The 25,776-nt window shown below is 43.9% G+C and carries 19 protein-coding genes and 6 pseudogenes; 7 read left to right on the top strand and 18 right to left on the bottom strand.

Features of this window, described 5'->3' with window-relative positions; all coding sequences use genetic code 11:
* From L0M13_RS11650 to cyoE, 4 genes and pseudogenes are all read right to left on the bottom strand, one after another.
* Positions 1–627 carry a cytochrome (ubi)quinol oxidase subunit III gene (locus tag L0M13_RS11650; RefSeq protein ID WP_235196655.1) on the bottom strand — a complete coding sequence of 209 codons (627 nt, stop codon included), beginning with the start codon at positions 625–627 and terminating at the stop codon, positions 1–3.
* The gene (gene ctaD / locus L0M13_RS11655) at positions 614–2,500 is read right to left on the bottom strand and encodes a cytochrome c oxidase subunit I (protein ID WP_235196656.1); all 1,887 of its coding nucleotides are present in this window, start codon (positions 2,498–2,500) and stop codon (positions 614–616) included. Before ctaD ends, L0M13_RS11650 begins: the two co-directional genes overlap by 14 nt.
* 34 nt (positions 2,501–2,534) lie before the next feature.
* A pseudogene (coxB, locus tag L0M13_RS11660) lies at positions 2,535–3,630 on the bottom strand (cytochrome c oxidase subunit II).
* A 54-nt stretch (positions 3,631–3,684) separates the two neighbouring features.
* Positions 3,685–4,603 (bottom strand): annotated as a pseudogene (gene cyoE / locus L0M13_RS11665) (heme o synthase).
* A gap of 396 nt (positions 4,604–4,999) precedes the next feature.
* On the opposite strand from cyoE, the gene L0M13_RS11670 reads away from it, so the two are divergent.
* Positions 5,000–5,860 carry a COX15/CtaA family protein gene (locus tag L0M13_RS11670; protein WP_235199319.1) on the top strand — a complete coding sequence of 287 codons (861 nt, stop codon included), beginning with the start codon at positions 5,000–5,002 and terminating at the stop codon, positions 5,858–5,860.
* A gap of 39 nt (positions 5,861–5,899) precedes the next feature.
* Here L0M13_RS11670 and pyc read toward each other — a convergent pair.
* The 3 genes and pseudogenes from pyc to L0M13_RS11685 all read right to left on the bottom strand — a co-directional run bounded on the left by pyc (position 5,900) and on the right by L0M13_RS11685 (position 10,869).
* Positions 5,900–9,340, bottom strand: a pseudogene (gene pyc, locus L0M13_RS11675) (pyruvate carboxylase).
* Positions 9,341–9,355: 15 nt separating this feature from the next.
* Entirely contained in the window at positions 9,356–10,522 is a 1,167-nt protein-coding gene (locus L0M13_RS11680) for an FtsW/RodA/SpoVE family cell cycle protein (RefSeq protein WP_235196657.1), read from the bottom strand.
* A gap of 65 nt (positions 10,523–10,587) precedes the next feature.
* Positions 10,588–10,869 (bottom strand): Fpa/YlaN family protein, encoded by a 282-nt coding sequence (locus L0M13_RS11685; RefSeq protein ID WP_235196659.1) that lies wholly within the window; start codon positions 10,867–10,869, stop codon positions 10,588–10,590.
* A 166-nt stretch (positions 10,870–11,035) separates the two neighbouring features.
* Here L0M13_RS11685 and L0M13_RS11690 point away from each other — a divergent pair.
* The 3 genes and pseudogenes from L0M13_RS11690 (at position 11,036) to L0M13_RS11700 (ending at position 12,204) form a co-directional block, all read left to right on the top strand.
* Positions 11,036–11,540: pseudogene (locus tag L0M13_RS11690) on the top strand (peptidyl-prolyl cis-trans isomerase).
* A gap of 11 nt (positions 11,541–11,551) precedes the next feature.
* Positions 11,552–11,755, top strand: a complete 204-nt coding sequence (locus L0M13_RS11695; protein ID WP_235196661.1) for a YlaI family protein — start codon at positions 11,552–11,554, stop codon at positions 11,753–11,755.
* Positions 11,755–12,204: a hypothetical protein gene (locus L0M13_RS11700; RefSeq protein ID WP_235196662.1), complete on the top strand. Its 450-nt coding sequence runs from the start codon at positions 11,755–11,757 to the stop codon at positions 12,202–12,204. The genes L0M13_RS11695 and L0M13_RS11700 overlap by 1 nt, the downstream gene beginning before the upstream one ends.
* On the opposite strand, the gene L0M13_RS11705 is transcribed toward L0M13_RS11700, so the two are convergent.
* Both L0M13_RS11705 and typA read right to left on the bottom strand, forming a co-directional pair.
* Positions 12,198–12,527: a YlaH-like family protein gene (locus L0M13_RS11705; protein ID WP_235196664.1), complete on the bottom strand. Its 330-nt coding sequence runs from the start codon at positions 12,525–12,527 to the stop codon at positions 12,198–12,200. The genes L0M13_RS11700 and L0M13_RS11705 overlap by 7 nt on opposite strands.
* 27 nt (positions 12,528–12,554) lie before the next feature.
* A pseudogene (gene typA, locus L0M13_RS11710) lies at positions 12,555–14,403 on the bottom strand (translational GTPase TypA).
* 110 nt (positions 14,404–14,513) lie between these two features.
* On the opposite strand from typA, the gene L0M13_RS11715 reads away from it, so the two are divergent.
* Positions 14,514–14,699: a YlaF family protein gene (locus L0M13_RS11715; protein WP_052651056.1), complete on the top strand. Its 186-nt coding sequence runs from the start codon at positions 14,514–14,516 to the stop codon at positions 14,697–14,699.
* 119 nt (positions 14,700–14,818) lie between these two features.
* On the opposite strand, the gene L0M13_RS11720 is transcribed toward L0M13_RS11715, so the two are convergent.
* Together L0M13_RS11720 and L0M13_RS11725 are read right to left on the bottom strand one after the other, a co-directional pair.
* Complete coding sequence (locus L0M13_RS11720) at positions 14,819–15,610, bottom strand: inositol monophosphatase family protein (protein WP_311195562.1); 792 nt, start codon at positions 15,608–15,610, stop codon at positions 14,819–14,821.
* 85 nt (positions 15,611–15,695) lie between these two features.
* On the bottom strand, positions 15,696–15,890 hold the full coding sequence (locus L0M13_RS11725; RefSeq protein ID WP_235196665.1) for a hypothetical protein: 195 nt from the start codon (positions 15,888–15,890) through the stop codon (positions 15,696–15,698).
* A 159-nt stretch (positions 15,891–16,049) separates the two neighbouring features.
* Between L0M13_RS11725 and L0M13_RS11730 the strand changes: the two genes are divergently transcribed.
* Positions 16,050–16,688, top strand: a complete 639-nt coding sequence (locus L0M13_RS11730) for a YktB family protein (protein WP_235196666.1) — start codon at positions 16,050–16,052, stop codon at positions 16,686–16,688.
* Positions 16,689–16,701: 13 nt separating this feature from the next.
* On the opposite strand, the gene L0M13_RS11735 is transcribed toward L0M13_RS11730, so the two are convergent.
* Together L0M13_RS11735 and L0M13_RS11740 are read right to left on the bottom strand one after the other, a co-directional pair.
* Entirely contained in the window at positions 16,702–16,977 is a 276-nt protein-coding gene (locus tag L0M13_RS11735) for a UPF0223 family protein (RefSeq protein WP_235196667.1), read from the bottom strand.
* Between the two features lie 26 nt (positions 16,978–17,003).
* Positions 17,004–17,963, bottom strand: a complete 960-nt coding sequence (locus L0M13_RS11740) for an NAD(P)H-dependent flavin oxidoreductase (RefSeq protein ID WP_235196668.1) — start codon at positions 17,961–17,963, stop codon at positions 17,004–17,006.
* Between the two features lie 132 nt (positions 17,964–18,095).
* On the opposite strand from L0M13_RS11740, the pseudogene L0M13_RS11745 reads away from it, so the two are divergent.
* Positions 18,096–19,562: pseudogene (locus L0M13_RS11745) on the top strand (aminotransferase class I/II-fold pyridoxal phosphate-dependent enzyme).
* A gap of 77 nt (positions 19,563–19,639) precedes the next feature.
* Here L0M13_RS11745 and L0M13_RS11750 read toward each other — a convergent pair.
* From L0M13_RS11750 to pdhA, 5 genes are all read right to left on the bottom strand, one after another.
* Positions 19,640–20,497, bottom strand: a complete 858-nt coding sequence (locus L0M13_RS11750; RefSeq protein WP_235196669.1) for a polysaccharide deacetylase family protein — start codon at positions 20,495–20,497, stop codon at positions 19,640–19,642.
* Between the two features lie 86 nt (positions 20,498–20,583).
* The gene (gene lpdA / locus L0M13_RS11755) at positions 20,584–21,993 is read right to left on the bottom strand and encodes a dihydrolipoyl dehydrogenase (RefSeq protein WP_052651049.1); all 1,410 of its coding nucleotides are present in this window, start codon (positions 21,991–21,993) and stop codon (positions 20,584–20,586) included.
* Positions 21,994–21,998: 5 nt separating this feature from the next.
* Entirely contained in the window at positions 21,999–23,369 is a 1,371-nt protein-coding gene (locus L0M13_RS11760; RefSeq protein WP_235196671.1) for a dihydrolipoamide acetyltransferase family protein, read from the bottom strand.
* A gap of 28 nt (positions 23,370–23,397) precedes the next feature.
* Positions 23,398–24,375, bottom strand: a complete 978-nt coding sequence (locus L0M13_RS11765) for an alpha-ketoacid dehydrogenase subunit beta (RefSeq protein ID WP_235196672.1) — start codon at positions 24,373–24,375, stop codon at positions 23,398–23,400.
* 3 nt (positions 24,376–24,378) lie between these two features.
* A complete protein-coding gene (pdhA, locus tag L0M13_RS11770; protein WP_052651046.1) occupies positions 24,379–25,491 on the bottom strand; it encodes a pyruvate dehydrogenase (acetyl-transferring) E1 component subunit alpha in 1,113 nt (370 codons plus the stop codon).
* Positions 25,492–25,776: the final 285 nt, after the last annotated feature.

Raw genomic sequence — 25,776 nt, forward strand, 5'->3', positions numbered from 1 at the left:
TTAACCGATCACTCCCATCAAATATACTACTGTAAAGATAAATACCCAAACTACGTCGATAAAATGCCAGTATAGTGAAACTAAATAGAATTTAGGCGCATTATACATATTCAATCCGCGTTTTGAGTTGCGGACCATCAAGGCGATAAACCAGCATAAACCGAACAATACGTGGGCTCCATGAGTACCAACAAGTGTATAGAAAGCGGCACTGAACGCACTATGCGTATAACCGAATCCTAAATGGACATAATGGTTGAACTCATAAATTTCCAATCCAAGGAAAGTAGCACCAAGCAATACGGTAATTCCAAGCCATGCCTGCATCGCTTTGAAATTATGGTTTTTCATATGATACATCGCATAAACACTTGTTAACGATGAAGTCAAAAGAATCATTGTCATCGCAAATACGAGTGGAAGCTCAAATAAATTAGAAGCGGCAAATTCCATTCCGCTTGGTCCTTTGTCTTTCAATGCAAGATAAGTTGCAAATAAAGAAGCGAAAGTCACAGTTTCCGCTGCTAGAAGCAGCCAGAAACCGATGAATTTATTTTTACCTTCCATAGTAGCCGTTTCAGGATGATCCGGCCATGATTGAGGGGTATATTTTTTATTTAAGTCCATCCGATTTACCCCCTTTAACGTCTCTCATTAACTCTTCTTTTGAGATATGGAATCCTAAATCATCTTTAAGCGAACGGAACAGCATTGAGCCGAAAGTGATCGCTAGTCCAATGATAATGACTGGGATCGTCCATCCTTTATCTCCGTCCATATTGTATAGAGCACCGAATGAAGCGACAAACAAACCAAATGACATTACGACCGGCACGAAAGAACCGTTCGGCATGTGGATTTCTTCTAATGGCTCAGCATAGACCATTCCTTCTTTATTGCCTTCCATCTTCTCGATCCAGAATGTATCAAGACCGCGAACTAGAGGAGTTTGAGCAAAGTTATAGAATGGCGGCGGTGATGCAATCGCCCATTCAAGTGTACGGCCATCTCCCCATGGATCATTGCCGACGCGCTCGTTTTTAATGCTCGTCATAACAACGTTAACCAATAGGATAATTACGCCAGCCGCCATGAACACGGCACCAACAGAACTGATTGCGTTGAACAAGTCCCAGCCCTGGTCTGCGCCGAACGTATAAACGCGGCGCGGCATTCCCATAAGACCAAGGAAATGCTGGATAAAGAATGTTAAATGGAATCCGATAAAGAACAACCAGAAAGTCCATTTCCCTAATTTTTCGCTAAGCATTGTACCGAACATTTTCGGCCAGTATAAATGAGTAGCAGCTAAAATCGCAAGCACTACCCCACCAACAATTACGTAGTGGAAATGGGCAACGATAAAGTAAGAATCGTGAAGCTGGTAATCTAGTGGTGCGATGGCTTGCATAACACCTGTTACCCCACCTGCAACGAATGAAGGAATAAATCCAATCGCATACATCATAGGAGTGGTGAACGAAATGCTTCCTCCCCAAATGGTCAATAGCCAGTTGAAGATTTTAACACCAGTTGGAACCGCGATGATCATTGTTGCTAATGCGAAGACCGCGTTAGCAGTTGGCCCTAAACCTACAGTAAACATGTGGTGAGCCCAAACCATGAATCCGTAGAAACCGATCAGAATTGTTGCGAATACTAATGCAGTGTATCCGAACAAACGCTTGCGAGAGAAAATCGCAAAGATTTCAGAGAAGATACCGAATGCCGGCAAGATTAAGATGTAAACTTCCGGGTGACCGAAGATCCAGAACAAATGCTCCCAGATAATCGTATTTCCTCCCATTGTTACATCGAAGAAATTAGCTCCGAACATACGGTCGAATACCATAAAGAATACTCCAACAGTAAGTGGAGGGAACGCTAATAAGATTAACGCAGAAGCTACGAAAGTCGTCCAAGTGAATAACGGCATTCTCATGTACGTCATCCCTGGCGCTCTCATATTAATGATTGTAACTAAGAAGTTGATACCCGAGATCAACGTACCGAAACCGGAAATCGTTAATCCAAGTGCATAGAAATCAATCCCATGCCCTTCAGATGCAATGGCGAGTGATGCGTAGTTCGTCCATCCGGCATCCGGTGCGCCGCCTAAAAACCATGAAAGGTTTAGGAAAACTCCACCAAAGAAAAACAGCCAAAATCCTAAAGAGTTCAGGAATGGGAATGCTACGTCACGTGCGCCGATCTGCAAAGGCATGATCGCGTTCATAAACGCTAGCAATATTGGCATGGCTGCCAAGAAAATCATGGTCGTTCCGTGCATTGTCAATACTTCGTTATACGTTCCAGCACTAAGGAAATCGTTTCCGGCTTTCATTAACTGGATTCGGATTAACATCGCTTCTATCCCGCCGATTAGGAAGAAAATTCCTCCGGAAGCAAGATATAGATGTGCGATTTTCTTATGGTCTACTGTTGTCAAGTAGTCCCACATGGCAGCACCGAAGCCCTTTTTCTGAGCAATAGAACTCACAATGTAAACCTCCCTTTTTTAAGCTCCGATTCTTCTACTCTTCAACGGATAAAGACATCAAGTAAGCAGCAAGCGCATCAAGCTCTTGCTCAGTGAAATCTTTTCCATCGTTCAAAGATTTAGGATCAGGCATCAAGTTGCCTGGTTTGTATTCTTGTGGATCAGCAATCCATTTTTTAATATTTTCTTCGTTATGTTCTAAGTAACTCCGCTACACGGTTGCGGTCGCCGAATGTTGCTACGTTCGGTCCAACGCCGCCAGACGCTCCAGATCCAGAAACAGCGTGACAAGCGATACAGCCAGCTCCGTCAGCTCCGAAAATCTGTTCCCCTTCTTGTGCTAGTGCACCTTCAGCAGGAGTTGCTTCTTCTTGCATTGCAGCTACCCATTGGTCGAAGCTTTCACGATCCATTGATTTCACTTTGAAATCCATCAATGCATGTGAAGGTCCGCAAAGCTCAGCACATTTTCCGTAGAAAACGCCGTCTTCCAATTCAGCAGACTCTTGATCGAACGTTAAGTAGAAAGTGTTTACGTTTTCAGGGTTAGCATCCAACTTACCACCAATTGATGGAATCCAGAATGAGTGCTTAACATCAGCAGAAATTAAATTGAAGTATACTCGTTCATTAGTTGGTACAACCAATTCTTGAGCAGTTACGATGCCTTGTTCAGGATATTCAAATTCCCACCAGTACAGTTTAGCCGTAACGTTGACTGTTAAGTTGGTCATTGAATCACTATCTTCCGCTTGAACATCCATTGTAGAGACGTCAGCTAAATCGAAAGTGGAATAAACTGTTGGTACAGCAAGGATCAAAATTAGGACAATCGGAATCGCTGTCCATAAGAACTCAAGCTTCGCGCTTCCTTCCACTTGTTCCGGGATTACATCTTCCCCGATTTTTGAACGGCGGAATTTAACGATTGCCAAAACATAAATAATCGTTACGACAATAATTACGAATGCCATAACTATAGTAGACAAAATCAATAAGTTAAATTGATCTTGCGCAACTTCACCTGCCGGCAATAATGTGGAGATTTCTTCTCGTCCACATCCCGCAAGAAAGACCAGCAATGCAGTCATCAATGCGAAAAGGCGCCATTTCTTAAGCCCTTTAATCATAGCTTTTCATACCCCTCTCTCTCATTTGGTTAAAATTTTACTGAAATGCTGGAACTAGACGAAGACGGCAAAAATGATCATCGACACAAATAAGATGGTCATATAATTCAACGAATAGATGAACATTGTCTTCGCCCATTTCAAATCATCTTCCACTTTGAAGCCTTTAATGGCTAATTTTAGCCACCCTACGTTCAAAAGTGTGGCTAAGATGATGAAGCCTATTCCGAGATCCATTAACAGGAATGGCAGAGGAAACAGCAGCAAGACCCAAGCAAGCATCGACTTTTTCGTGCGGTGGAAGCCTTTCACTACAGGCAGCATCGGAATTCCGGCAGCACGGTATTCTTCCGTGCGCTTCATCGCCAATGCGTAAAAATGTGGAGGCTGCCAGACGAACATGATCAAGAACAATGCCCAAGCGCCCATTCCAAGCGCTGGTTCTACTGCAGCCCAACCGATTAGCGGCGGAATCGCTCCAGATATGCTTCCTACTATAGTATTGCTGACATGTCTTCTTTTAGACCACATCGAATAGAGGACGACATACGCTAGTATACCCGCAATTCCGAAAATACCAGCAGAAACTGAAGCAGAAAATAAAAATATTTCGCCTATAACGATGAAAGACAAAGCAAGTGCCAGTACAGCGGACGGCTTAAATCTTCCTGTTACAGTTGGACGCGACTTTTTACTGGCCATTAACGGATCGATATCTGTATCGATATAGTTATTCATTGCTGCAGAACCTGCTATGATCAATGCTGATCCGACCAAGGTGTAGACGAGGATGTCCAACTCTTGCAGGAAGTGCCTGTCGGAAAATTGGAAAGCCAACCACAGACCTGTAAAACACAGTGATCAAATTCGAATTCACAATTCCGATTTTTATCAGCGCCAGAAAATCCTGGGCGAATGTGGTCGTTTCCGGCGCCTGATGCGTTTCCGCAGACAAAGACCGGCCGTTTGACATATTACCCCCTCCTTTCAAAGTTGTAAGCATATTCCGCTAACCATAACTATATCTAAATTCCAGTTCTTTTTCTACATCTAACTGAAATTTCCTGATAAAAGCATGGTTTTCATGTAATTCGACTCAGAAATACGCTCTTCCTATCATACATGAGTCTCTTAATTATTTTAAGATAGAATAATAATTGTTTTTGAACAGTTTGTGAAGCATGACTTAATATGTCCAAATCTTGAAAGTTTCCTCTGTGTCCCATTTTCCATTGTGTTTTCCTGGAACTTTCGCTATTATCGAGTATGTATGTAAGGGACGTTTAAAAGTTTTATCCAAAAAAAGTAGGTGGCATAATTGCAACAAGGCAAATATATAAAATGGTTTGCAGTAGCAGCCACTATCGGGATGCTCTTAATCCTTCTCGGTGGTGCACTCGTCACAAAAACTGACAGTGGAATGGGCTGCGGCCGCAATTGGCCAGATTGCAACGGAAAATTGATTCCAGATGAAATCACAGCTGAAGTACTAATCGAATTTTCTCATCGCCTTGTCACAGGTTCAGTCGGCATTTTGATTGTCATTCTTTCTGTATGGGCTTGGAGAAAATACGGCCATATCCGCGAAACTAAATTCCTAGCTGTGATGGCTGTCTTCTTTTTAGTTCTTCAAGCATTGATCGGAGCTGCCCAAGTTTTATGGGGCCAAGGTGATTTTATCTTAGCGCTTCATTTCGGAATCTCCCTTCTATCATTCGCATCGGTTCTTTTACTAACCTTGCTGATTTTTGAAGTCGACCGGAAATTTGATGCAGACCGTTTAGTCATCGGCAAAAAACTGAAAATCCATACGATCGGCGTGACTTTGTATTCGTATATCGTTGTGTATACGGGCGCGCTGGTCCGCCACACCGAGTCGAGCCTAATCTGTGCAGATTGGCCGATGTGCCGCAATGGCGATTTCTCTATGCCGAATAATATGTACGAATGGGTTCAGATGGGCCATCGCTTTGCAGCAGGGTTGATCATCCTTTGGCTCGGTTACATTGCTTGGCACGCGATTAAGAATTACAAGCAGCAGCGCGTTATCTATTGGGGTTGGATCACCGCTTTCATCATTGTTCTGTTGCAAGCGACAACCGGCATGCTCGTTGTTTTGACTAAATTGAATTTAGCGGTAGCTTTGCTTCATTCATTATTGATTTCATTATTATTCGGATTGCTTTGCTATATGATTTTGCTGGTATCAAGAAGCAGACTCAAAAAATAAGAAAAAGGCAGCGCGCAAAATGCGCGGACTGCCTTTTTCTTATTTTCTTTCCATTTCAATTAGCAGATCGCCTGTCGAGATGCCGTCTCCTGCAACTACATGAATGGCTTTGATCGTGCCATCATAAGGCGCTTGGACCGTCGTCTCCATCTTCATGGCTTCAGTAACCAGCAAATGATCTCCACGGTTTACTTTCGCTCCAGTTTCAGCAACTACTTTCAATACGGTCCCTGGCATTGTAGCCGCTAAATGGGATTCATTCGTCATATCCGCTTTTGGTTTGGCTTTGCTGTCAGTTTCTACGGAAATATCTTGAATGTTCACTTCCGCGGCTGGCCGTTCAACTCAAAGTAAATTGTCCGGTGGCCATCTTTTTGAGGTTCGCCGATTGAAACCAATTTGATCATCAAGGTCTTCCCTTTTTCGATCTCCACTTCGATTTCTTCGCCCAATCGCATGCCGTAAAGGAAAGTAAGCGTATCAAGGACGGATACATTGCCAAATTGCTTGTTCGTCGCCAAGTATTCCTCGATCACTTTTGGATACAATGCATAGGCCAATACTTCCTGCTTCGTCACTGGACGTTCCAGTTTTTCGAAAAGAACTTTTTTGATCTCATCAAAATCTGCAGGTTCCAGCAATTCCCCTGGACGGACTGTAATCGGCTTGCGTTCTTTCAAGATGACTTTCTGCAATTCTTGCGGGGAACCCGCCGTGAGGCTGGCCAATATACCCTTCAAAGAATTCAATCACAGACTCTGGGAAATCGATGGTCTCACCACGCGATAAGACCGTTTGTTCATCCAAATCATTTTGGACCATGAATAATGCCATGTCTCCAACGACTTTAGATGAAGGCGTTACTTTCACGACGTCACCAAATAACAGATTGACTCTGGAATACATCGACTTTACTTCTTCCCAGCGCATGCCCAGTCCAACAGCTTTTGCTTGCTGCTGCAGATTGCTGTACTGGCCGCCTGGCATTTCGTGCACATAGATTTCAGAATGCGGGCTGTTCATGCCGCTTTCGAAATCACTGTAGTATTTCCGGACATCTTCCCAATAATGAGACAATTTTTCGATTGACTCAATTTCCGTTTTCACTTCCCGCCCAGTGCCTTTCATTGCATAATACAAGGAATTCGCACTCGGCTGCGAAGTCAAGCCGGCCATTGTCCCAAGCGCCGTATCGACGATATCCACTCCAGCTTCAATCGCTTTCGCATACATGTAAATGCCGTTTCCGCTCGTATCATGCGTATGGAGATGGATCGGCAACGAAATGGTGTCTTTCAGTTCCGAAATTAAGCGGTATGCGGCTTCCGGCTTTAAGAGTCCAGCCATGTCTTTAATGGCCAGGATATGAGCTCCTGCCGCTTCTAATTCTTTTGCCATTTTCTTGTAATAGTCGACTGTATACTTATCCCTGCTCGGATCCAATATATCGCCCGTATAGCAAATAGCCGCTTCTGCCACTTTGCCGGATAAACGGACTTCATCGATTGCCACTTCCATGCCTTTGATCCAGTTTAAGCTGTCGAAAATCCGGAAGACGTCAATGCCGGCGTCTGCAGAACTGCGGGCAAATTCGCGGATGACATTATCAGGATAGTTTTTATAGCCAACTGCATTTGCACCTCGGAAGAGCATTTGGAACAGGACGTTTGGAACTTGTTTCCGAAGCTTTTCGAGACGCAGCCATGGATCTTCTTTCAAGAATCGGTAAGAAACGTCAAAAGTGGCGCCTCCCCACATCTCCATTGAGAACAAATCGTGCTGCAAGCGAGCTGTTTCGTTAGCGATATTGAACATATCGTGAGAACGCAAGCGTGTAGCCAATAAAGATTGATGGGCATCGCGGAATGTTGTATCGGTTAAGAGCACATCTTTTTGCTCATGAATCCACTGTGTCAGCCCTTCTGCGCCTTGTTCATCCAAAATCTGTTTTGTGCCTGATGGCGGTGCATCCGATAAAATGATCTGTGGCTTTCTTGGAGCCGTATGGATTGGTTTCGCTTTTTTCTCGATTCCCGGGAATCCGTTTATCGTCACATTGCCGATATAACTCAATAATTTCGTTCCACGGTCTAAGCGAACTGGGAATAGGAACAGTTCAGGCGTGGAATCGATGAAACTTGTATCAAACTCCCCTTTGATGAAGTTTTCATGTTTTACCACATTTTCAAGGAACGGAATGTTCGTCTTGATTCCGCGAATTCGGAATTCCTGGAGATTGCGGTCCATTTTCGCTGCTGCTTCTTTGAACGTGACTGCCCATGTAGACAATTTAACCAATAAAGAATCATAGTAAGGCGAAATGACGGCTCCTTGGAAACCATTCCCTGCATCTAAACGAACACCGAAACCGCCACCGGAACGATAAACCATCAGCTTGCCAGCGTCCGGCATGAAATCGTTCAATGGATCTTCTGTCGTCACGCGGGATTGAATTGCAAAACCGAAAAGCGGGATATCTTGCTGCTCCGGTATGCCGATCACTTCGCTGTGCAATTCGTGTCCACGGGCGATATTGATTTGGGCATGGACGATATCAATGCCTGTCACCATTTCAGTGATCGTATGTTCCACTTGAATCCTTGGGTTCACTTCAATGAAATAAAATTCATCATTCGCCACCAGGAATTCAACGGTCCCCGCATTTATGTAATCGATATTTTTCATAAGTTTTACTGCCGCATCGCAAATAAGGTTGCGCAATTCATCGCTTAATGAATTGGAAGGGGCAATTTCAACAACTTTTTGGTGGCGCCGTTGAATCGAACAATCCCGCTCATATAAATGAACAATATTTCCAGCTGTGTCGCCTAAAATTTGAACTTCGATATGCTTTGGTTTGTCGACAAATTTTTCTACATACATTTCGTCGGATCCAAAAGCTGCTTTTGCTTCCGATTTTGCCCGTTCGTATGCAGATGCCAATTCTTCCTCCGATTTGACGATGCGCATGCCGCGTCCGCCTCCACCGAGTGAAGCTTTGATCATCAATGGGAATCCTGCCGTTTTACTGAATTCCATCACTTCATCCAACGATTCCACAGGACCGTCTGTTCCTGGAATAACCGGAATGCCAGCTTGGATCGCTTGTTCGCGCGCTTTTACTTTATCCCCGAACATATCGAGGTGCCGAGAAGTAGGTCCAATAAAGACGATCCCTTCTTCTTCACAACGCCGCGCAAAGTGGACATTCTCGGATAAGAAGCCATAGCCCGGATGCACCGCATCCGCTCCTGAATCTTTGGCAATACGAATGATGTCTTCAATGTCCAGGTAAGCGTCAATCGGTTTTTTCCCTTTGCCGACCAAATAGGATTCGTCAGCCTTATAGCGGTGATAAGAACCGCTATCTTCTTGTGAATAAATCGCAACTGTTGGAATTTTCAGTTCTGTACAAGCGCGGAAAACCCGAATAGCGATTTCTCCGCGGTTTGCTACTAAGATTTTGTTGATTTCTCTCACACCGCAGCAACCCCTTTATTTTTTCGATTTTTCAACTTTGTGGAACATGGAAACATTCATTAATACTCCCATAGCTAAAGATAACAAAATTACGGACGTTCCGCCATAGCTTATAAAAGGAAGCGTAACTCCAGTCAATGGAATAAGGCCTGTCAAGCCGCCTAAATTAACAAATGACTGGATACCGATCATGCTTGCAATGCCGGCAGCAAGCATGCGCGCCAACGGATCTTTCGTCGTCATCGCAATGGAAAGCCCCCGCAAAATGATAAAAGCCAAACCGCCTAAAACAAATAATACACCGAATACGCCTAGTTCTTCTGCAATAATCGACATGATGAAATCAGTATGGGGCTCCGGCACATAACCGAGTTTTTGAATGGATTGGCCAAGCCCTAGACCTTTCAATCCGCCAGAACCGATGGCTAAGTAGCCATTGACGATCTGCAGCCCAAAGCCCAGCTCATCTGTAAACGGATTAAAGAAAGCATCAAGACGCCCCAGGCGCTTTTCAGTAAAAATCGCATCTGATGCAAAAATCATAATCGGAACGATAAAGATGGCTGCTGCTCCAATTACAATAGATGCTAGCTTTGCAAATGATTTAAAACGGATTCCACTTGCAGCCATAACCGACAATCCCACTGCCCCAATGATCATCATGGAACCTAAATCCGGCTCGAAAAACACCAAGATCAATACAAAGGTCAAAATGCTGACCGGCGGAATGATGGAATTGCCCAATTCATTTATGGTGCCATTCTTGTATTTATTTGAAAATACCCCTGCCAAATAGAAGATGATGCCGACTTTCGCCACTTCTGAGGGCTGGATATTCCCGAATCCTAAGTTGATCCAACTTACCGCCCCACCAGCAGCCGAGCCGATAAAATGGACGAGGATCAAGCCGAGAAAGACAACCCCAAGCACCGTCATCATCATCCATTTTTTATTGAAATGCTTATAAGGGAAAAATGCGGCTATTGCGAAAACCGGAAAAGCGACTGCTAAGTTCTGGATTTGCTGTATGTAAAAACGATCAGGTGCGCTGCCGTAACGATTCACCGACCAGGCCATGCTCGAACTGTAAATCATGACAAGACCGAAAAGGGTTAAAGCTATGTAAACAAAAAATAAGGGGTAATCAAAGTTCTTCGCATATCTCTTGATGTACTGTTTCATAATTTCTATACCTCGATTTATTGGATTAGTAAAAAAACTCAAACAGGATTCGTTTGAGTTTTAAGTCATTTATTTGTGTACGCGTCATGGAGGATCGAAAGTTTCTTCTCCAGCGTATCCATTAGATTTTTGCCGGTTTCACGTTCAATAAGACCAAGCTTTACTGCAAAGTCAATTTCGCGCGAGAGGCCGAACATCTGCGTGTCGAGCACTTCTTCGTATAAGGGGCATGAAGGCAAAGTCAAATGGTCCATTTGGACTTTGATCAATTGCTCGATTTTCTCCGCATCCGCTTTGAGGAGCTCCAAAGCCTTTGCCTGATATGTTTGTTCTTCTGTATGTTCCATGAGGACTCCCCCATTAAATGATATTTATGCCTAATAACCTGTTTAAAGTGTATCTTTTAATAGGTGAAAATGCAAGCGTCTATCGGCCATAGAATTAATCCCTTTAGGATTTTGACAGGAAAAGGTATACTTAATGGAGATCGATTATTTGATGGAGGGTTTTAGAATGGAAACTATCGTACCGTTTAAAGGTAAAGTGAAATTTAAGATTACATTGGATCCAACTGTCTGGATTTTTGATGACCGGAAACTTGACCTCACTACGTATTTCAGTGAAGAGCGAATTATAAAAGATGAATTGGAAGAATACAAGCGGGATGGGTGAACATTGGTCGCGTGAAATCATGGAAGGTGCAACTGTGCCGCCTACATTGAATTCCGAAAAGAAATACAAAAGACAAGAAAAGCAGGAAATGATGACAGGAACATTCGGCATGGTCTTTAAGCCATTCCTTGAAACGACAGAACCTGAAAAAGATGCTTCTAAAGTCATCTTCGAAACAGCTGCCGGCGAATACAGCTTTGCTCTTGAAAGTTCCAAAGAACTGATTTTCAAGTTTAGTGAAAAAGGAAAACCACTGACAGAAAATGGGCCAGTCCACATTTTGCTGCCTGATGGATCGAATCAAGATAATCCGATTACGGATGTGTTAGCAATCCGGGTTGAATAGGAGGATGGTATATGCGTGTCCAATGTGTGATTTGCGATAAAATTGAAGAATTGGTTGATGATACGCTAGAGGCAAAACGCCTGCGCAACCGGCCGATCCATACCCATATGTGCAAAGAATGCCATGACCGGATATCCGATAGAACGAAAGAACGGCTCGCAACAGGGACATTCCATTTTTATCGGAGTTCCCGTCAAATCGAGGATGACTTTTGATGAAGGTACTTAAAGGCATATGGATCGGCTTTTGGAGCGGCCTTTTGCTTGGGCTGCTTCTAAAGTGGATTCAAAGAGTAACAGGCGAACAAGTGTATACCTTATTATTAAATGTTGATTTCATTCCATTCGTTGGAAAAATCAACTGGTCTGAACCTGTGGAATTCGCTTTCCACCTGGCCATTTCACTATTGATTTCCATTGCCTATGTCTATTTGGCAAAGCGCCGCAACTACTCGTTCGGCCAACTGACCTTGCTTAGCCTGCTCTTGTGCATACCGACATTTATCCTCTTTTTCCCATTGTCGTCCTTGGCCATCCGCACCGATGTGCCAGCGCTGACAGATGTTGGCGCGTACCTTTACTGGATACTCGCGCATTTAACTTATGCACTTGCCCTACCGATTCTCTATAAAACATTTGAACGCAAAAACGCTGCATCTCAATGAGATGCAGCGTTTTCGCGTTTTTCTCGCCATAGGCGGATTTTGTAGAGAATCAGAATCAATGCCGCAATGACCAATCCTTCAACTACTGGAAGGAAAAAGGCTAAGAACGTTAACCCTAATCCTCCAACAAGAAGAAATAGTCCAATAACCACATTTTTTCCGATAGATAGTTTTTTCGCAAATCCTAGCTTATAAACGAAAGCCGACAGCAAGAAGATGACTGCAAAAAGTGCATATCCCGCAACTGTAAAATTCGGCAGATTCTCATATAAAACTCGGGCTACGGGATACATTCTGTCATAGACAAAAGCTTGCTCGTCCACAGATTATACATCCTTCCTATTTATCAATTATTCTTCGATTGCAACTTTCTTTTTCTTAGCCATGCGCTCACGTTCGTTTTTATCAAGAATTTTTTTGCGCAGACGGATGTTTTGTGGAGTAATTTCGCAATACTCATCATCTGCCAAATATTCAAGTGCTTCTTCAAGACTCATCAAACGAGCTTTTTTCAAAGTAGTTGTCTGGTCTTTGTTTGCTGAACGGATGTTAGTTGCAGCTTTAATTTTGACAATATTCACTGTCAAATCGCTGTCGCGGTTATGTTCGCCGACAATCATGCCTTCGTAGATTTCAGCACCGACTTCAACAAAAGCAGTTCCGCGGTCTTCAATTCCTGTAAGGCCATAAGTTGAAACTTTTCCGCGTTCCATGGAAACCAATACACCTTGACGGCGTCCGCCAACTCGGCCTGAAGCCACTGGCTGATAGCTGTCGAAAGTATGGTTAATGATTCCGTATCCGCGTGTTTGAGTCAAGAACTCAGTTGTGTAGCCGATCAAGCCACGTGCCGGTACGTTGAATACCAAACGGACTTGTCCGCTTCCGTTATTGACCATATCAAGCATTTCACCTTTGCGTTCACCAAGTGATTCGATGATTGCTCCAGTATATTCTTCAGGTACGTCAACTTGAACCCGTTCAACTGGCTCACAGCGAACACCATCTACCATTTTTACGATAACTTCAGGTTTTGATACTTGCAGCTCAAAACCTTCACGGCGCATGTTTTCAATCAAGATTGACAAATGCAGTTCGCCGCGTCCTGAAACCACCCATGCATCCGGTGAATCGGTCGGGTCTACACGTAAAGATACGTCTGTCTGCAATTGTGCATCCAAGCGCTCCTGGATTTTTCTTGAAGTGATCCATTTACCTTCTTTACCAGCAAACGGACTGTTGTTTACTAGGAAAGTCATTTGCAAAGTCGGTTCGTCAATGCGAAGGACTGGCAAGGCTTCCTGATGGTCAGCCGGACAAACCGTCTCACCAACGTTGATATCTTCCATACCAGAAATGGCAATCAAATCGCCAGCTTCTGCTTTTTCGATTTCAACCCGTTTCAGACCCATGAAACCATGGATTTTTGTTACTCGGAAGTTCTTAACAGAACCATCAAGTTTCATCAAAGCAACAGATTGTCCAACTTCGATTGTTCCGCGGAAAACGCGGCCAATTCCGATACGCCCAACGTAGTCATTGTAGTCAAGAAGCGCTACCTGGAATTGAAGTGGCTCATCTCTGTTATCGATTGGCGCTGGTACGTGGTCCAAGATTGCATCATAAATAACCTGCATGTTTTTCTTCCTGATCTGCAGGATCTGATGAAAGACTTGCAGTACCGTTCATACCTGAGGCGAAAACTACTGGGAATTCCAATTGTTCGTCATTAGCTTCAAGTTCGATGAACAATTCGATGACTTCGTCAACCACTTCTTCCGGACGAGCGAAATCGCGGTCAATTTTGTTAACAACGACGATTGGTTTCAAGTTCTGCTCAAGAGCTTTCTTCAAAACAAAACGTGTTTGCGGCATACAGCCTTCATATGCGTCAACGACTAGCAAAACGCCGTCTACCATTTTCATGATACGTTCAACTTCTCCGCCGAAATCAGCATGTCCCGGTGTATCCAGGATATTGATTTTTGCATCTTTATATTGAATCGCCGTGTTTTTAGCAAGAATTGTAATTCCGCGTTCTCTTTCGATATCGCCGGAGTCCATTGCGCGTTCATCAACGTGCTCGTTTGAACGGAAAGTTCCGGATTGTTGAAGCAGCTGATCCACTAATGTCGTTTTACCATGGTCAACGTGGGCAATAATAGCAATGTTTCTTAAATCGTTACGTAAGTTAGTCATACTTTCACTCCAATATTCTTTTTTCATGTCTATAACTGTGTTAGTATAGCACATGTAGGGTAAAAACCCTAAGATTTTATTTCAACTATATGCGGCAGGAGGAAAAAAGTTTGAAAAACATAAAATGGATTTTCGTATTCTATTCGTTTGCAGCACTCGTATGCATGGCTGCAATCGGTGTCGCCGTGGGCTTCCGCAGCATTCCCGGAATCCTTTTTGCTATCATATTGCTTTGTGCAGTCATGGGAATGGGCTTTAAAAAGAAAAAAGAGATGCGGGAAGCCGGATTACTGTAAATCCCCTCCCTATGAACATCAAAGCATAACAAAGGAGTTGGCTCTGGAGAAAATCCAAAGCAACTCCTTTTTTTATTTCCTTAGGCTAGGGTTGCGTCCAACCGGAAATCCGCATAACTTTACTTGAGGCGGATATATTCCGACAATATACGATGGTGGATCGATGGGTTAGCTACGATAAATGTATCTTGCTTCAATAGGTTGGCAGGGTCCCCTGTGAAATTGGAAGTGATGGCCCCGACTTCTTCGGCAATCACTTTTCCGCCTGCTATATCCCAAGGCGATAAGCGCATCGAGATATAAGCATCCATACGGCCGCTCGCCACATAAGCAAGTTCAAGAGCCGCTGAACCGTAAGATCTTGTTCCTCTGACGTGCTGGACTAAACGGATCGTGGCTTCATGGTCGATATAGCGGTTAGGCGTTATCCATGTGGCGTTGATGCCGACAATCGATTCTTCAATGGAAGTGTCGAACAATGGCCGCAGCCGTTCATCGTTGTAAAAAGCACCGCCTCCTTGGATTCCATGGTATAAATCATCATTTACCACATCGTATATGTATCCCAATTTGCCGATTCCATTTTCATATATCCCTAATGAAATGGCGAAATTTCTTTTTTGATGCACGAAATTCATCGTGCCATCAATCGGGTCGAGCATCCAAATAACACCGTCCAGATCTTCGAATGTGTCTCCAAATCCTTCTTCTCCCAAAATGCGGTGGCCAGGAAAATCACGGCGAATCCGGCTAATGAAAAATTGCTCGATTTCTTTATCGATATTTGTTACGAGGTCATTTGCATCTGATTTCGTTTCAATGGTGATGTCCACTAAAAATGAGTTTCTGATGCGATGCCCCGCTTCTTTAATAAGCGATTTTATATAAGTGTCCATACTATGCAAATCCAAGTGATTGCCCCCTCTTTTTCCTTCATTATAACGAAAAAGGCACTTACTGTCTTATCTCAGTAAATGCCTTTATATGATCAGTTTATCAAAGCGCATGAAGTGCCTCCAACTCTACATGTATTTCATGAAGACGCTTTTTGCTTTTATCTTTTTGATGTTCATCTTTTTGCTTCATAGCATCAAACAAAGAAGCAAGTTCGTAATCAAGTTCCAATTTCAAAACATGGATGTATTCTTTCTCTACCTCGGCTTTGCGAATGATTTGAATCATCTGTTTCATATTAAGCACCCCTTTCTCTCCACTTTTCGATAATTCAGTTTAATAATAAGATTATTAGACCAATACCCCTTTAGCAGCTTAGGAAAACTTATTTATATTATTTCTTCCCAAAGTTCGTTAAAATGAAACCTATGATTGCTATTTAAGGAGGAAAAATAATTGGAAACTTTTTGGACCCAACAAGACTTTGAAGTATTTGAAACTCCTGGTTTGGAACAGCGGATGGAGTTGCTGATCAATAGAGTGCGCCCGAAATTCGAACAGCTCGGCACCACCTATTCTGCTTTCTTTTCGGGAAAATCCGGCGAAGAATTTTTCCCGCATGTCGCGAAGCATATGCGCCGTACAGTGAATCCTCCCAATGACAGCTGGGTGGCGTTCGCTCCGCATAAAAGAGGCTACAAAGCTGTGCCTCATTTCCAAATCGGCTTATGGGAAAGCCACATCTTCGTCATCCTTGCCGTGATTTATGAAGCACCGAATAAAAAGGTGATGGCAGAAGAATTATTGAAATCCGATATTCTCGCTTCCCTTCCAAAAGACTTCATGCTTTCTGGCGACCACATGAAACCGGAAGCTGAATCGATTGCAGATTTGGAAGAGGCAGGCATTGAAAAGTTAGTGACTAGGCTTCGTGATGTTAAAAAAGGTGAATTGGTTATCGGACGCCATATTTTAAGAGACGATGCTTCCGCTATGTCTCCAGAAGGTTTTCATGCATTTGTCGAAAAGACGTTCACAGAATTATTGCCGGTCTATGACATCATGCTCCAAAAAGTAAAAATTCCGCAGCGCTGAGCTGCGGAATTTTTTATTTTTTCATTTTGATGATTTCTTCGTCGCTTCGCGCTTTCATTTCTTTTATGACTGGGAAGCTGGCATAACCGCTTTCTTCTTCGAATTCCCGGAAATAGGTTTTCTCTTCTGCCATAGACGGCACAATTTCCTTGAACCGGCGATATTTCGCCATTAAACTTTGACGCTTCACTCCTTTCTCGTAAGCAAGTTCGATTGCTTCAAAAAAGGTGACCACGTCAACAATTTCCTCTGTTGTCCAGTCGATTGAAAAAGGGTATGAATAATCCATGTTATTTCCTCACTTTCGCATCATTGTCATATTGACCATCTTCGCCGAATTTCTTCAGCTTGCATTACCATCCGCTCAATCAATTCCTGCACAGATGGCACATCTTTGATCAGACCGGTGACCTGTCCGGCCCAACCAAAGCCTTCTTCCTGTTTTCCTTCATAGATATATTTTTTATTGGCTTCTCCACTGACATAATTTTTTATCGCTTCATAGCTTGGATGTTCCGCTTCAATTTCAAGAATCTTATCGGTCCAACCGTTCCTAAGCGTTCTCGCCGGGCTGCCGATGCTCTTTTTGATAATGACGGTGTCTTGTTCTGAACTGGCAATTAAAGCATTTTTATAAGCATCTGAAGCATGGATGCATTCTTTAGTTGCGATAAAGCGCGTTCCCATTTCAATGCCTTCCGCCCCAAGTGCATGTGCAGCCATCCAACCACGGCCATCCCCAATGCCTCCTGATGCAATGACAGGGATTGTGACCGCATCCACCACTTGCGGAATAAGCACCATCGTTCCAATATCATCTCTTCCTAAATGGCCGCCGCCTTCATGCCCTACCACCATCACGGCATCGGCTCCGAGTTCCTCCGCTTTTACCGCTTGCCTTCTGGCCGCTACCAACACAAGTTTTTTAATCGGCGTTCCTTCCAGCTGTTCGAAAATCGGCGTCGGATTTCCACCAGTCATCGAAATGACCGGAACGTTTTCGTCAATTGCTACTTGAAGCATATGTGAAAATTCGCGTCCGTGGTCGCCGATTGCAAAATTAACGCCAAATGGCTGATCTGTCAATTCACGGACTTTTCGGATTTCTTCTCTTAATTGCTCCGGTGCAGAAAGGCTCATCGCCGTAATTTGTCCCAGGCCACCAGCATTTGATACGGCTGCAGCAAGCTCGGCATATGCGAGATAAGCGAGCCCCCCTTGGATGATTGGCAAGCGTATACCTAGAAGATCCGTTATTCGTGTATGAAACTGCATGAAATCATTCCTTTCTCTGTCTTTATTTTATTCGGCAGGCAAAAACAATTTCCTTTTATTTTTATAGTATAGCGTTAATCTACATGCTATAATTCTTTTTGTTTTCATTTTTATAAAGCGAGGTGGCCCTAAATGTCTCAATTAGAAACTCCGCTATTCGATGCACTCCTAAAACATCGAAACCGGCACCCCATTCAATTTCATATTCCTGGCCATAAAAAAGGCCAAGGCGTCGACCCGGCTTTCCGGGAATTTGTCGGCGATAATATTTTATCGATAGACTTGATCAATATCGCCCCTTTAGATGATTTGCATTCACCAAAAGGTGCGATTAAAGAAGCGCAGGAATTAGCCGCCAAAGCATTTGGCGCAGACTATACGTTTTTCTCTGTTCAAGGCACGAGCGGTGCGATTATGACCATGATTTTAAGTGTTGTTGGTCCGAACGATAAAATCCTGGTTCCGCGAAATGTCCATAAATCCATCATGTCCGCTATCGTATTCGCTGGCGCTATTCCGATTTTCATCCATCCTGAAGTGGATCCGGAACTTGGGATTTCCCATGGCATTTCTGCAGAAGCGGTAGAAAAAGCATTGATCGAATATCCTGATGCAAAAGCGGTCCTTGTCATCAACCCGACCTATTTTGGCGTCGCAGCTGACTTGAAACGGATTGTCGATATAGCCCACGACCGTCAAGTTCCGGTTTTGGTAGACGAAGCACACGGTGTCCATATTCACTTCCATAAATCATTGCCGATTTCCGCAATGGAGGCAGGTGCAGATATGGCGGCTACATCCGTCCACAAACTTGGCGGTTCTATGACGCAGAGTTCAGTATTAAATGTCCGCGGGCTTGGTTTCTGCTAAGCGCGTTCAATCGACGCTTTCCATGCTGACAACGACTTCAACGTCTTATCCGATTCTTGCATCATTGGACACGGCACGCAGACAGCTGGCGATCCACGGTTATGATTTGATCGATCATGCGATCCGTTTAGCACAGGATGCCCGCAAGCGAATCAATAAAATCGCCCATCTGCATTGTGTAGGCAAAGAGATTTTAAACAGCTCAGCCACTTACGATATGGATCCGACCAAATTATTGATCAGCGTAAAAAATCTTGGCATTACAGGCCATCAGGCTGAAGAATGGCTGCGGGAAAACGCCAATATTGAAATCGAATTGTCCGACCTTTACAATATCCTTTGCTTAGTGACCATCGGCGACAGCCGCAAGGAACTGAATTTGTTAGTGAATGCCCTTCAGCGGATGAGCGAGGCTTTCGAGAGCGACGCTGCAATCGTTGAACCGGTTGTTCTCTTGCCAGACATCCGCGCCTTGCGATGACGCCGAGAGACGCTTTTTACGCAACCACTGAAGTCATCTCGATCGAGGAAGCCGTTGGCAGAATTTCAGCAGAGTTTATCATGGTTTATCCTCCGGGCATCCCGATTTTCATTCCGGGTGAAATCATCACCCAGGAAAACATTGAATACATCGATATGAACATCAAAGCAGGTTTACCGGTACAAGGGCCAGAAGACGATACGCTGCAAATGCTGCGGGTCATTAAAGAACAGCAGGCGATCCGTTAAAAATGCTTCGTGTTGCATCGAAGCTAATTAACTTAATGAAAAAAAGTCCGGAGCTTTCGCTTCCGGACTTTTTTCATTTACTCTTGAAGTTCAATTTCATGCGGATCGACGAACGTATAGCCTTTTGCTTTCAGGCCATCGACGATCCCTGGGAGAGCTGCAGCCGTCCATTCCCGGTCATGCATCAGCAAGTTTGAACCATTGCGTAGAAACTCTGTATTGATCATGATATCCGTTAGAGCCGCTGGGTCCATATACTGTTTTTCCCAATCGTAGCCATAGGACCAATTCATCAACATCATACCTTCTTGTTGCACCAGGGCACGGCTGAAGTCGGTATTGGCTCCATGTGGTGCACGGAAGAATTTCGGCTTTTCGCCGATTACTTGTTCAACTGTTTCATTAACAGCTAAAATCTCTTCTTTTTGCTGTTCATCAGAAATCGTCGTTAAATTCGGATGGGTCTGCGTATGGTTGCCGATCGCAAAGCCCATGTCATGAATTTTTTTCAAATTCTCTTTTTCTTCGTCACTATCCAAAAAATGGCCGTTGACAAAGAAAATAGCCGGTACCCCTAACTCTTTCAATGTAGTCGCCATTTCCACCGCATGCTTGTCGGGGGCATCATCAATGGTCAGCAATACCGCTTCTGCCGGAGCATCTGCAATCGGCTCCACTCCCCAAGTTGCCGGATTCAAGCGATATTGTGGTTCTGCTTCTGCCGCTTCTTCGGCTTTTTCCACTTCCTCTTGTTCAGCCGCTTCTGCTTGTTCGCTATCTGCTTCATTTGCATTTTCAGTTTCTGCCGGCGTTTCTTCTGCCTGCTCTTCCACAGGTGCCTTTTCTTTTTCATCAGCAGTTTCAGCTTGTTCATCGCCGCAAGCTGCAAGCAAGGAAATGCCAACTGCCAGTATTAACCATTTCATATGTACCATATCACTATCACCCTTTCGGTGCCATTCTATCATGAATAAAGGCATAAAAAAAGAAACCCGCATGAAAATGCGGATTTCTTCTTTCATTATTTAATGATATGGATTGGAGTTCCAAGTGCAACTTCTGCAGCTTCCATTGTAATTTCAGCCAATGTTGGGTGAGCGTGGATCGTCATTGCGATGTCTTCGACTGTCATACCCGCTTCAATAGCAAGGCCTAATTCAGCGATCATATCAGACGCACCAGCACCAACGATGTGAGCACCAAGCAATAAACCATCTGATTTGCGTGAAACAAGTTTCACAAAACCTTCAGATGCATTCAATGCAAGTGCACGGCCATTAGCTCCGAATGGGAATTTAGCAGCAGCCGCTTCAAATCCTTGTTCTTTCGCTTGCTCTTCAGTTAAACCGACGCTTGCAAGTTCAGGATCTGTGAAGCAGACAGCAGGGATTGCCAAGTAATCCACTTCTGATTTTTCGCCAGCAATTGCTTCTGCAGCGACTTTACCTTCGTAAGATGCTTTGTGAGCAAGTTGAAGTCCAGGTACTACGTCCCCGATTGCATAGAAGTTAGGAATGTTTGTACGGCATTGTTTGTCGACTTCGATCAAACCGCGTTCAGACATTTTCACTCCGACTTCTTCAAGTCCCATTTCATCCGTGTTTGGACGGCGCCCAACTGTTACTAATACATAATCCGCTTCAACGGTTTTTTCTTCCCCGCCTGCTTCATATTTTACAGTAACGCCGTTTTCAGTTTCTTCTACACCTTTAGCAGATGCTTTTGTGATAACTTCAACGCCTTTTTTCTTCAAGCCTTTTTTGACGATAGCCGTCATTTGCTTTTCGAATCCAGCAAGAATATCAGGTGCACCTTCAAGGATAGTAACTTCTGATCCAAGGTTTGCATATGCAGTTCCAAGTTCAGTTCCGATATAGCCGCCGCCGATGACGACAAGTTTTTTAGGAACTTCTTGAAGTGCTAAAGCACCTGTAGAGTTGATGACGCGTTTAGAGAATTTGAAAGTTGGAATTTCCACCGGGCGAGATCCTGTCGCAATGATTACATTTTTAAATGTATAAGTTTGCGATGATTTTTCGTCCATAACGCGTACTGAATTTTCATCTACGAAATAAGCTTCACCGCGAACGATTTCAACTTTATTTCCTTTTAGAAGCGATTCAACACCGCCAGTCAATTTTTTCACAACGCCGTTTTTGAATGCTTGCGCTTTTTCAAAGTTAATGGATACTTCTTTAGCGACAATACCCATATCATCTGAATGTTGAGCTTCTTCAAAACGGTGGCCCACTGAGATAAGTGCTTTCGAAGGGATACAGCCGACGTTCAAGCATACGCCCCCGATATATTCTTTCTCAACGATTGTTACTTTTTGGCCAGTTTGCGCTGCACGGATAGCTGCTACATATCCTCCAGGGCCTGAGCCGATGACGAGCGTATCTGTTTCGATTGGAAAATCTCCTACTACCATAATTTTTACGCCTCCATTAATAATAATTCAGGTTCGCTTAATAAGCGTTTGATGTGATTTAATGCGTGTTGCGCTGTTGCTCCGTCAATCATGCGATGATCAAAGCTCAATGATAATGCTAACACAGGTGCAGCAACAATTTCACCATTTTTAATTACTGGCTTCTCAGCGATGCGGCCAATTCCAAGAATCGCCACTTCCGGATGGTTGATGACTGGAGTGAACCATTGGCCGCCGGCAGAACCGATATTCGTGATTGAGCACGAAGCGCCTTTCATTTCAGCAGCAGTCAATTTGCCTTCACGCGCTTTTGTTGCAAGTCCATTGATTTCATCAGAAATCGAGAAGACGGATTTACGGTCTGCATTTTTAATAACAGGAACCATAAGGCCTTTCTCAGTATCTGCTGCAATTCCGATATTGAAATAATGTTTTTGGATGATTTCGCTTGTTTCATCATCGAAAGACGTATTCAATGCTGGGAATTCACGCAATGTGCTTACCAAAGCTTTTACTACATATGGCAAATAAGTCAGCTTGATTTCTTTTTCAGCCGCAATATCCTTGAATTTTTTGCGGTGTGCGACAAGTTCTGTAACGTCTACTTCGTCCATTAACGTAACGTGAGGAGCTGTATGTTTTGAATGCACCATCGCTTTTGCAATCGCTTTGCGGATGCCTGACATCTTCTCGCGTGTTTCTGGGAAGTCGCCTTCAGGAACAGCCGGCGCTTTTGAAGCTGCTGGTTCTTTAGCAGATTCTTTTTCAACCGCTTCCGTTTCAGGAGCACTTTCAGCAACTGCTTGCTCTTGTCCACCGCTCAAGAACGTTTCAATATCTTCTTTCAAGATGCGGCCGTTATTGCCTGATCCTGAAACTTGTGTAATATCCACGTCTTTTTCTCTTGCGAACTTGCGGACTGAAGGCATCGCGATTACACGTGCATTCGGGTCAGCTGGCGCTTTAGCTTGAGGCTGTTCGCCGGCTCCCGTTTCAGCATTTTTAGGCGCTTCTTCTTTTACGGGTTCTTTTTCAACATTCTGAGCTGATTCAGCTGTTCCAGCTTGAACTTGCTCTTCTGTTTCTTCTTTGCTTTCAGAAGGGGCTGCATCTCCGCTTCCTTCGTTATCTGAAGCATCGTCGCTTTCGATCCGAACCAGCACGTCACCAACAACTGCTACCGTTCCTTCTTCAACGATGATCTCTTTGATTGTTCCTGATACTGGTGAAGGCATTTCGACAACTGCTTTGTCGTTCTGCACTTCAAACATGATGTCATCTTCTTCGATTCGATCTCCTGCTTTTACGAACCATTTTACGATTTCACCTTCGTGGATACCTTCTCCGATATCCGGTAAACGAAATTCAAAAGCCATTAGTTTCACCCTTTCTTTTCTAAACGAATTAGAACGTTAACACTTTCTTAGCTGTTTCTAGTATATCCTTCGAGTTTGGAAGCCAAACTTGTTCAGCTTGTGAGAATGGGAAAATAGAATCTGGAGCCGTTACACGCAATACAGGAGCTTCTAAACTCAAGATTGCACGGTCCATGATTTCAGCTACAACGTTTGCAGCAATACCCGCTTGTTTTTGCGCTTCTTGGACAACCATTGCGCGCCCAGTTTTTTCTACTGAAGCGACAATTGCTTCAATATCCAAAGGCTGGATTGTACGAAGGTCGATCACTTCTGCAGAGTAGCCTTCTTTTTCAAGTTCTTCGGCCGCTTTCAAACTTTCTTGCACCATTGCACCGTATGCAATAATCGTCAAATCTTTGCCTTCACGTTTAATATCCGCTTTCCCTAAAGGAATTGTGTAAGCTTCTTCCGGAACTTCCTGGCGGCCTGAGCGATATAATTTCAAATGCTCAAGGAAAATAACCGGGTCGTTGTCGCGGATTGCAGAAATCAACAAACCTTTTGCATCATACGGAGTTGACGGCACAACCACTTTTAAACCTGGCTGTGAAGTCATCAGCAATTCTAGAGAGTCTGCGTGCATTTCAGGTGTGTGAACACCGCCGCCGAAAGGTGAGCGCAGTGTGATTGGTGCATTTAAGCTGCCGCCGCTGCGGAAACGCATACGCGCCATTTGGCCGCTGATTGAATCCATAACTTCATAAACAAATCCGAAAAACTGGATTTCGGGAACCGGACGGAAACCTTGCAGCGCAAGACCGATTGCAAGGCCGCCGATTCCTGACTCAGCCAAAGGCGTATCGAATACACGGTCTTCACCGAATTCTTTTTGCAATCCTTCTGTCGCACGGAAAACACCGCCGTTATTTCCTACGTCTTCCCCGAAAACTAGTACATTTTCATCGTTTTGCATCTCTGTTTTCAGAGCGTCGGTAATTGCTTGAACCATAGTCATTTGTGCCATCGCTTACTTCGACTCCTTTGCTTTGTAGATATCAAGTTGCTCTTGAACGTTGAATGGAACCTCTTCGTACATGATTTCCAAAAGGTTAGTAACCGTTTGTTTCGGAGCACTATCGGCTTTTTTGACAGCCGCTTTAATTTCTTCTTTTGCTTTTTCAATTACTTCGTTTTCTTTTTCTTCATTCCAAATGCCTTTCGCTTCTAAATATTTACGGAAGCGGATAAGCGGATCTTTCTTTTCCCATTCGCTGTCTGTGTCAGAAGTACGGTAGCGAGTCGGATCATCACCAGCCATTGTATGCGGGCCGTAGCGGTAGCAAAGTGTTTCGATCAATGTCGGACCTTCGCCACGAATTGCGCGTTCACGTGCATCACGCGTTACTGAATAAACCGCTAATGGATCCATGCCGTCAACTAGAACGCCTGGGATTCCGGCAGCTACTGCTTTTTGTGCAATTGTTTTCGCAGAAGTCTGCAATTCACGCGGTGTAGAAATTGCATATTGGTTATTTTGTACAAAGAAGATGGCAGGTGCACGGAATGAACCGGCAAAGTTAATGCCTTCATAGAAGTCACCTTGTGAAGAACCGCCGTCTCCTGTATAAGTAACAGCAACTGCTTCTTTTTTGCGTTTTTGCATACCTAATGCCACACCAGCAGCTTGGATATATTGTGCGCCGATAATGATTTGCGGCGGCAAGATGTTCAAGCCTTCAGGCATTTGGTTCCCCATGAAATGTCCACGCGAGAACAAGAATGCTTGGTGCAACGGCCAGCCGTGCCAGATTAGTTGCGGAACATCACGATAGCCCGGCAAGATGAAATCTTCTTTTTTAAGCGCAAAATGAGACGCTAATTGAGACGCTTCCTGTCCAGCAGTCGGCGCGTAGAAACCTAGACGACCTTGGCGGTTCAATGAAATTGAACGCTGATCCAAAATACGCGTATAAACCATACGGCTCATTAATTCCTGTAATTCTTCATCGGATAATTTCGGGTCTGCCTGTTCGTTGACGATTTCGCCTTCTTCGTTCAGAACCTGGACCATTTCAAACTTTTCTTCAATTGCATGCAGTGTTTCCACTGGATCAAATTGCTGTGATTTTTTCGCAGCCATAAAAGCAACTCTCCTTTTATCTGTATTAAGATTTCTTTACTGATATAGTAATACAATTGCACATTCTTCTTCAGTATACGTTACTTGATTTGCATGGTCAATCATTGAGAACCGTTAGTTATCAAGCCTCTTTTATGGTAGTGAATAATCCTTTTCCAAAAACTGTACTACTGTTTTCCAAAGTACTGTATTATATGACAGAAAGAGATATCACCCTCTTTTATAGCACAGAAAAAGAGCTGCCTCAGTCTATCGGGCAGCTCTTTTTCATGCTTCTTTTTATTT

Origin of the sequence: Planococcus sp. 107-1, from assembly GCF_021513255.1 — a bacterium.
Lineage (GTDB): Bacteria > Bacillota > Bacilli > Bacillales_A > Planococcaceae > Planococcus.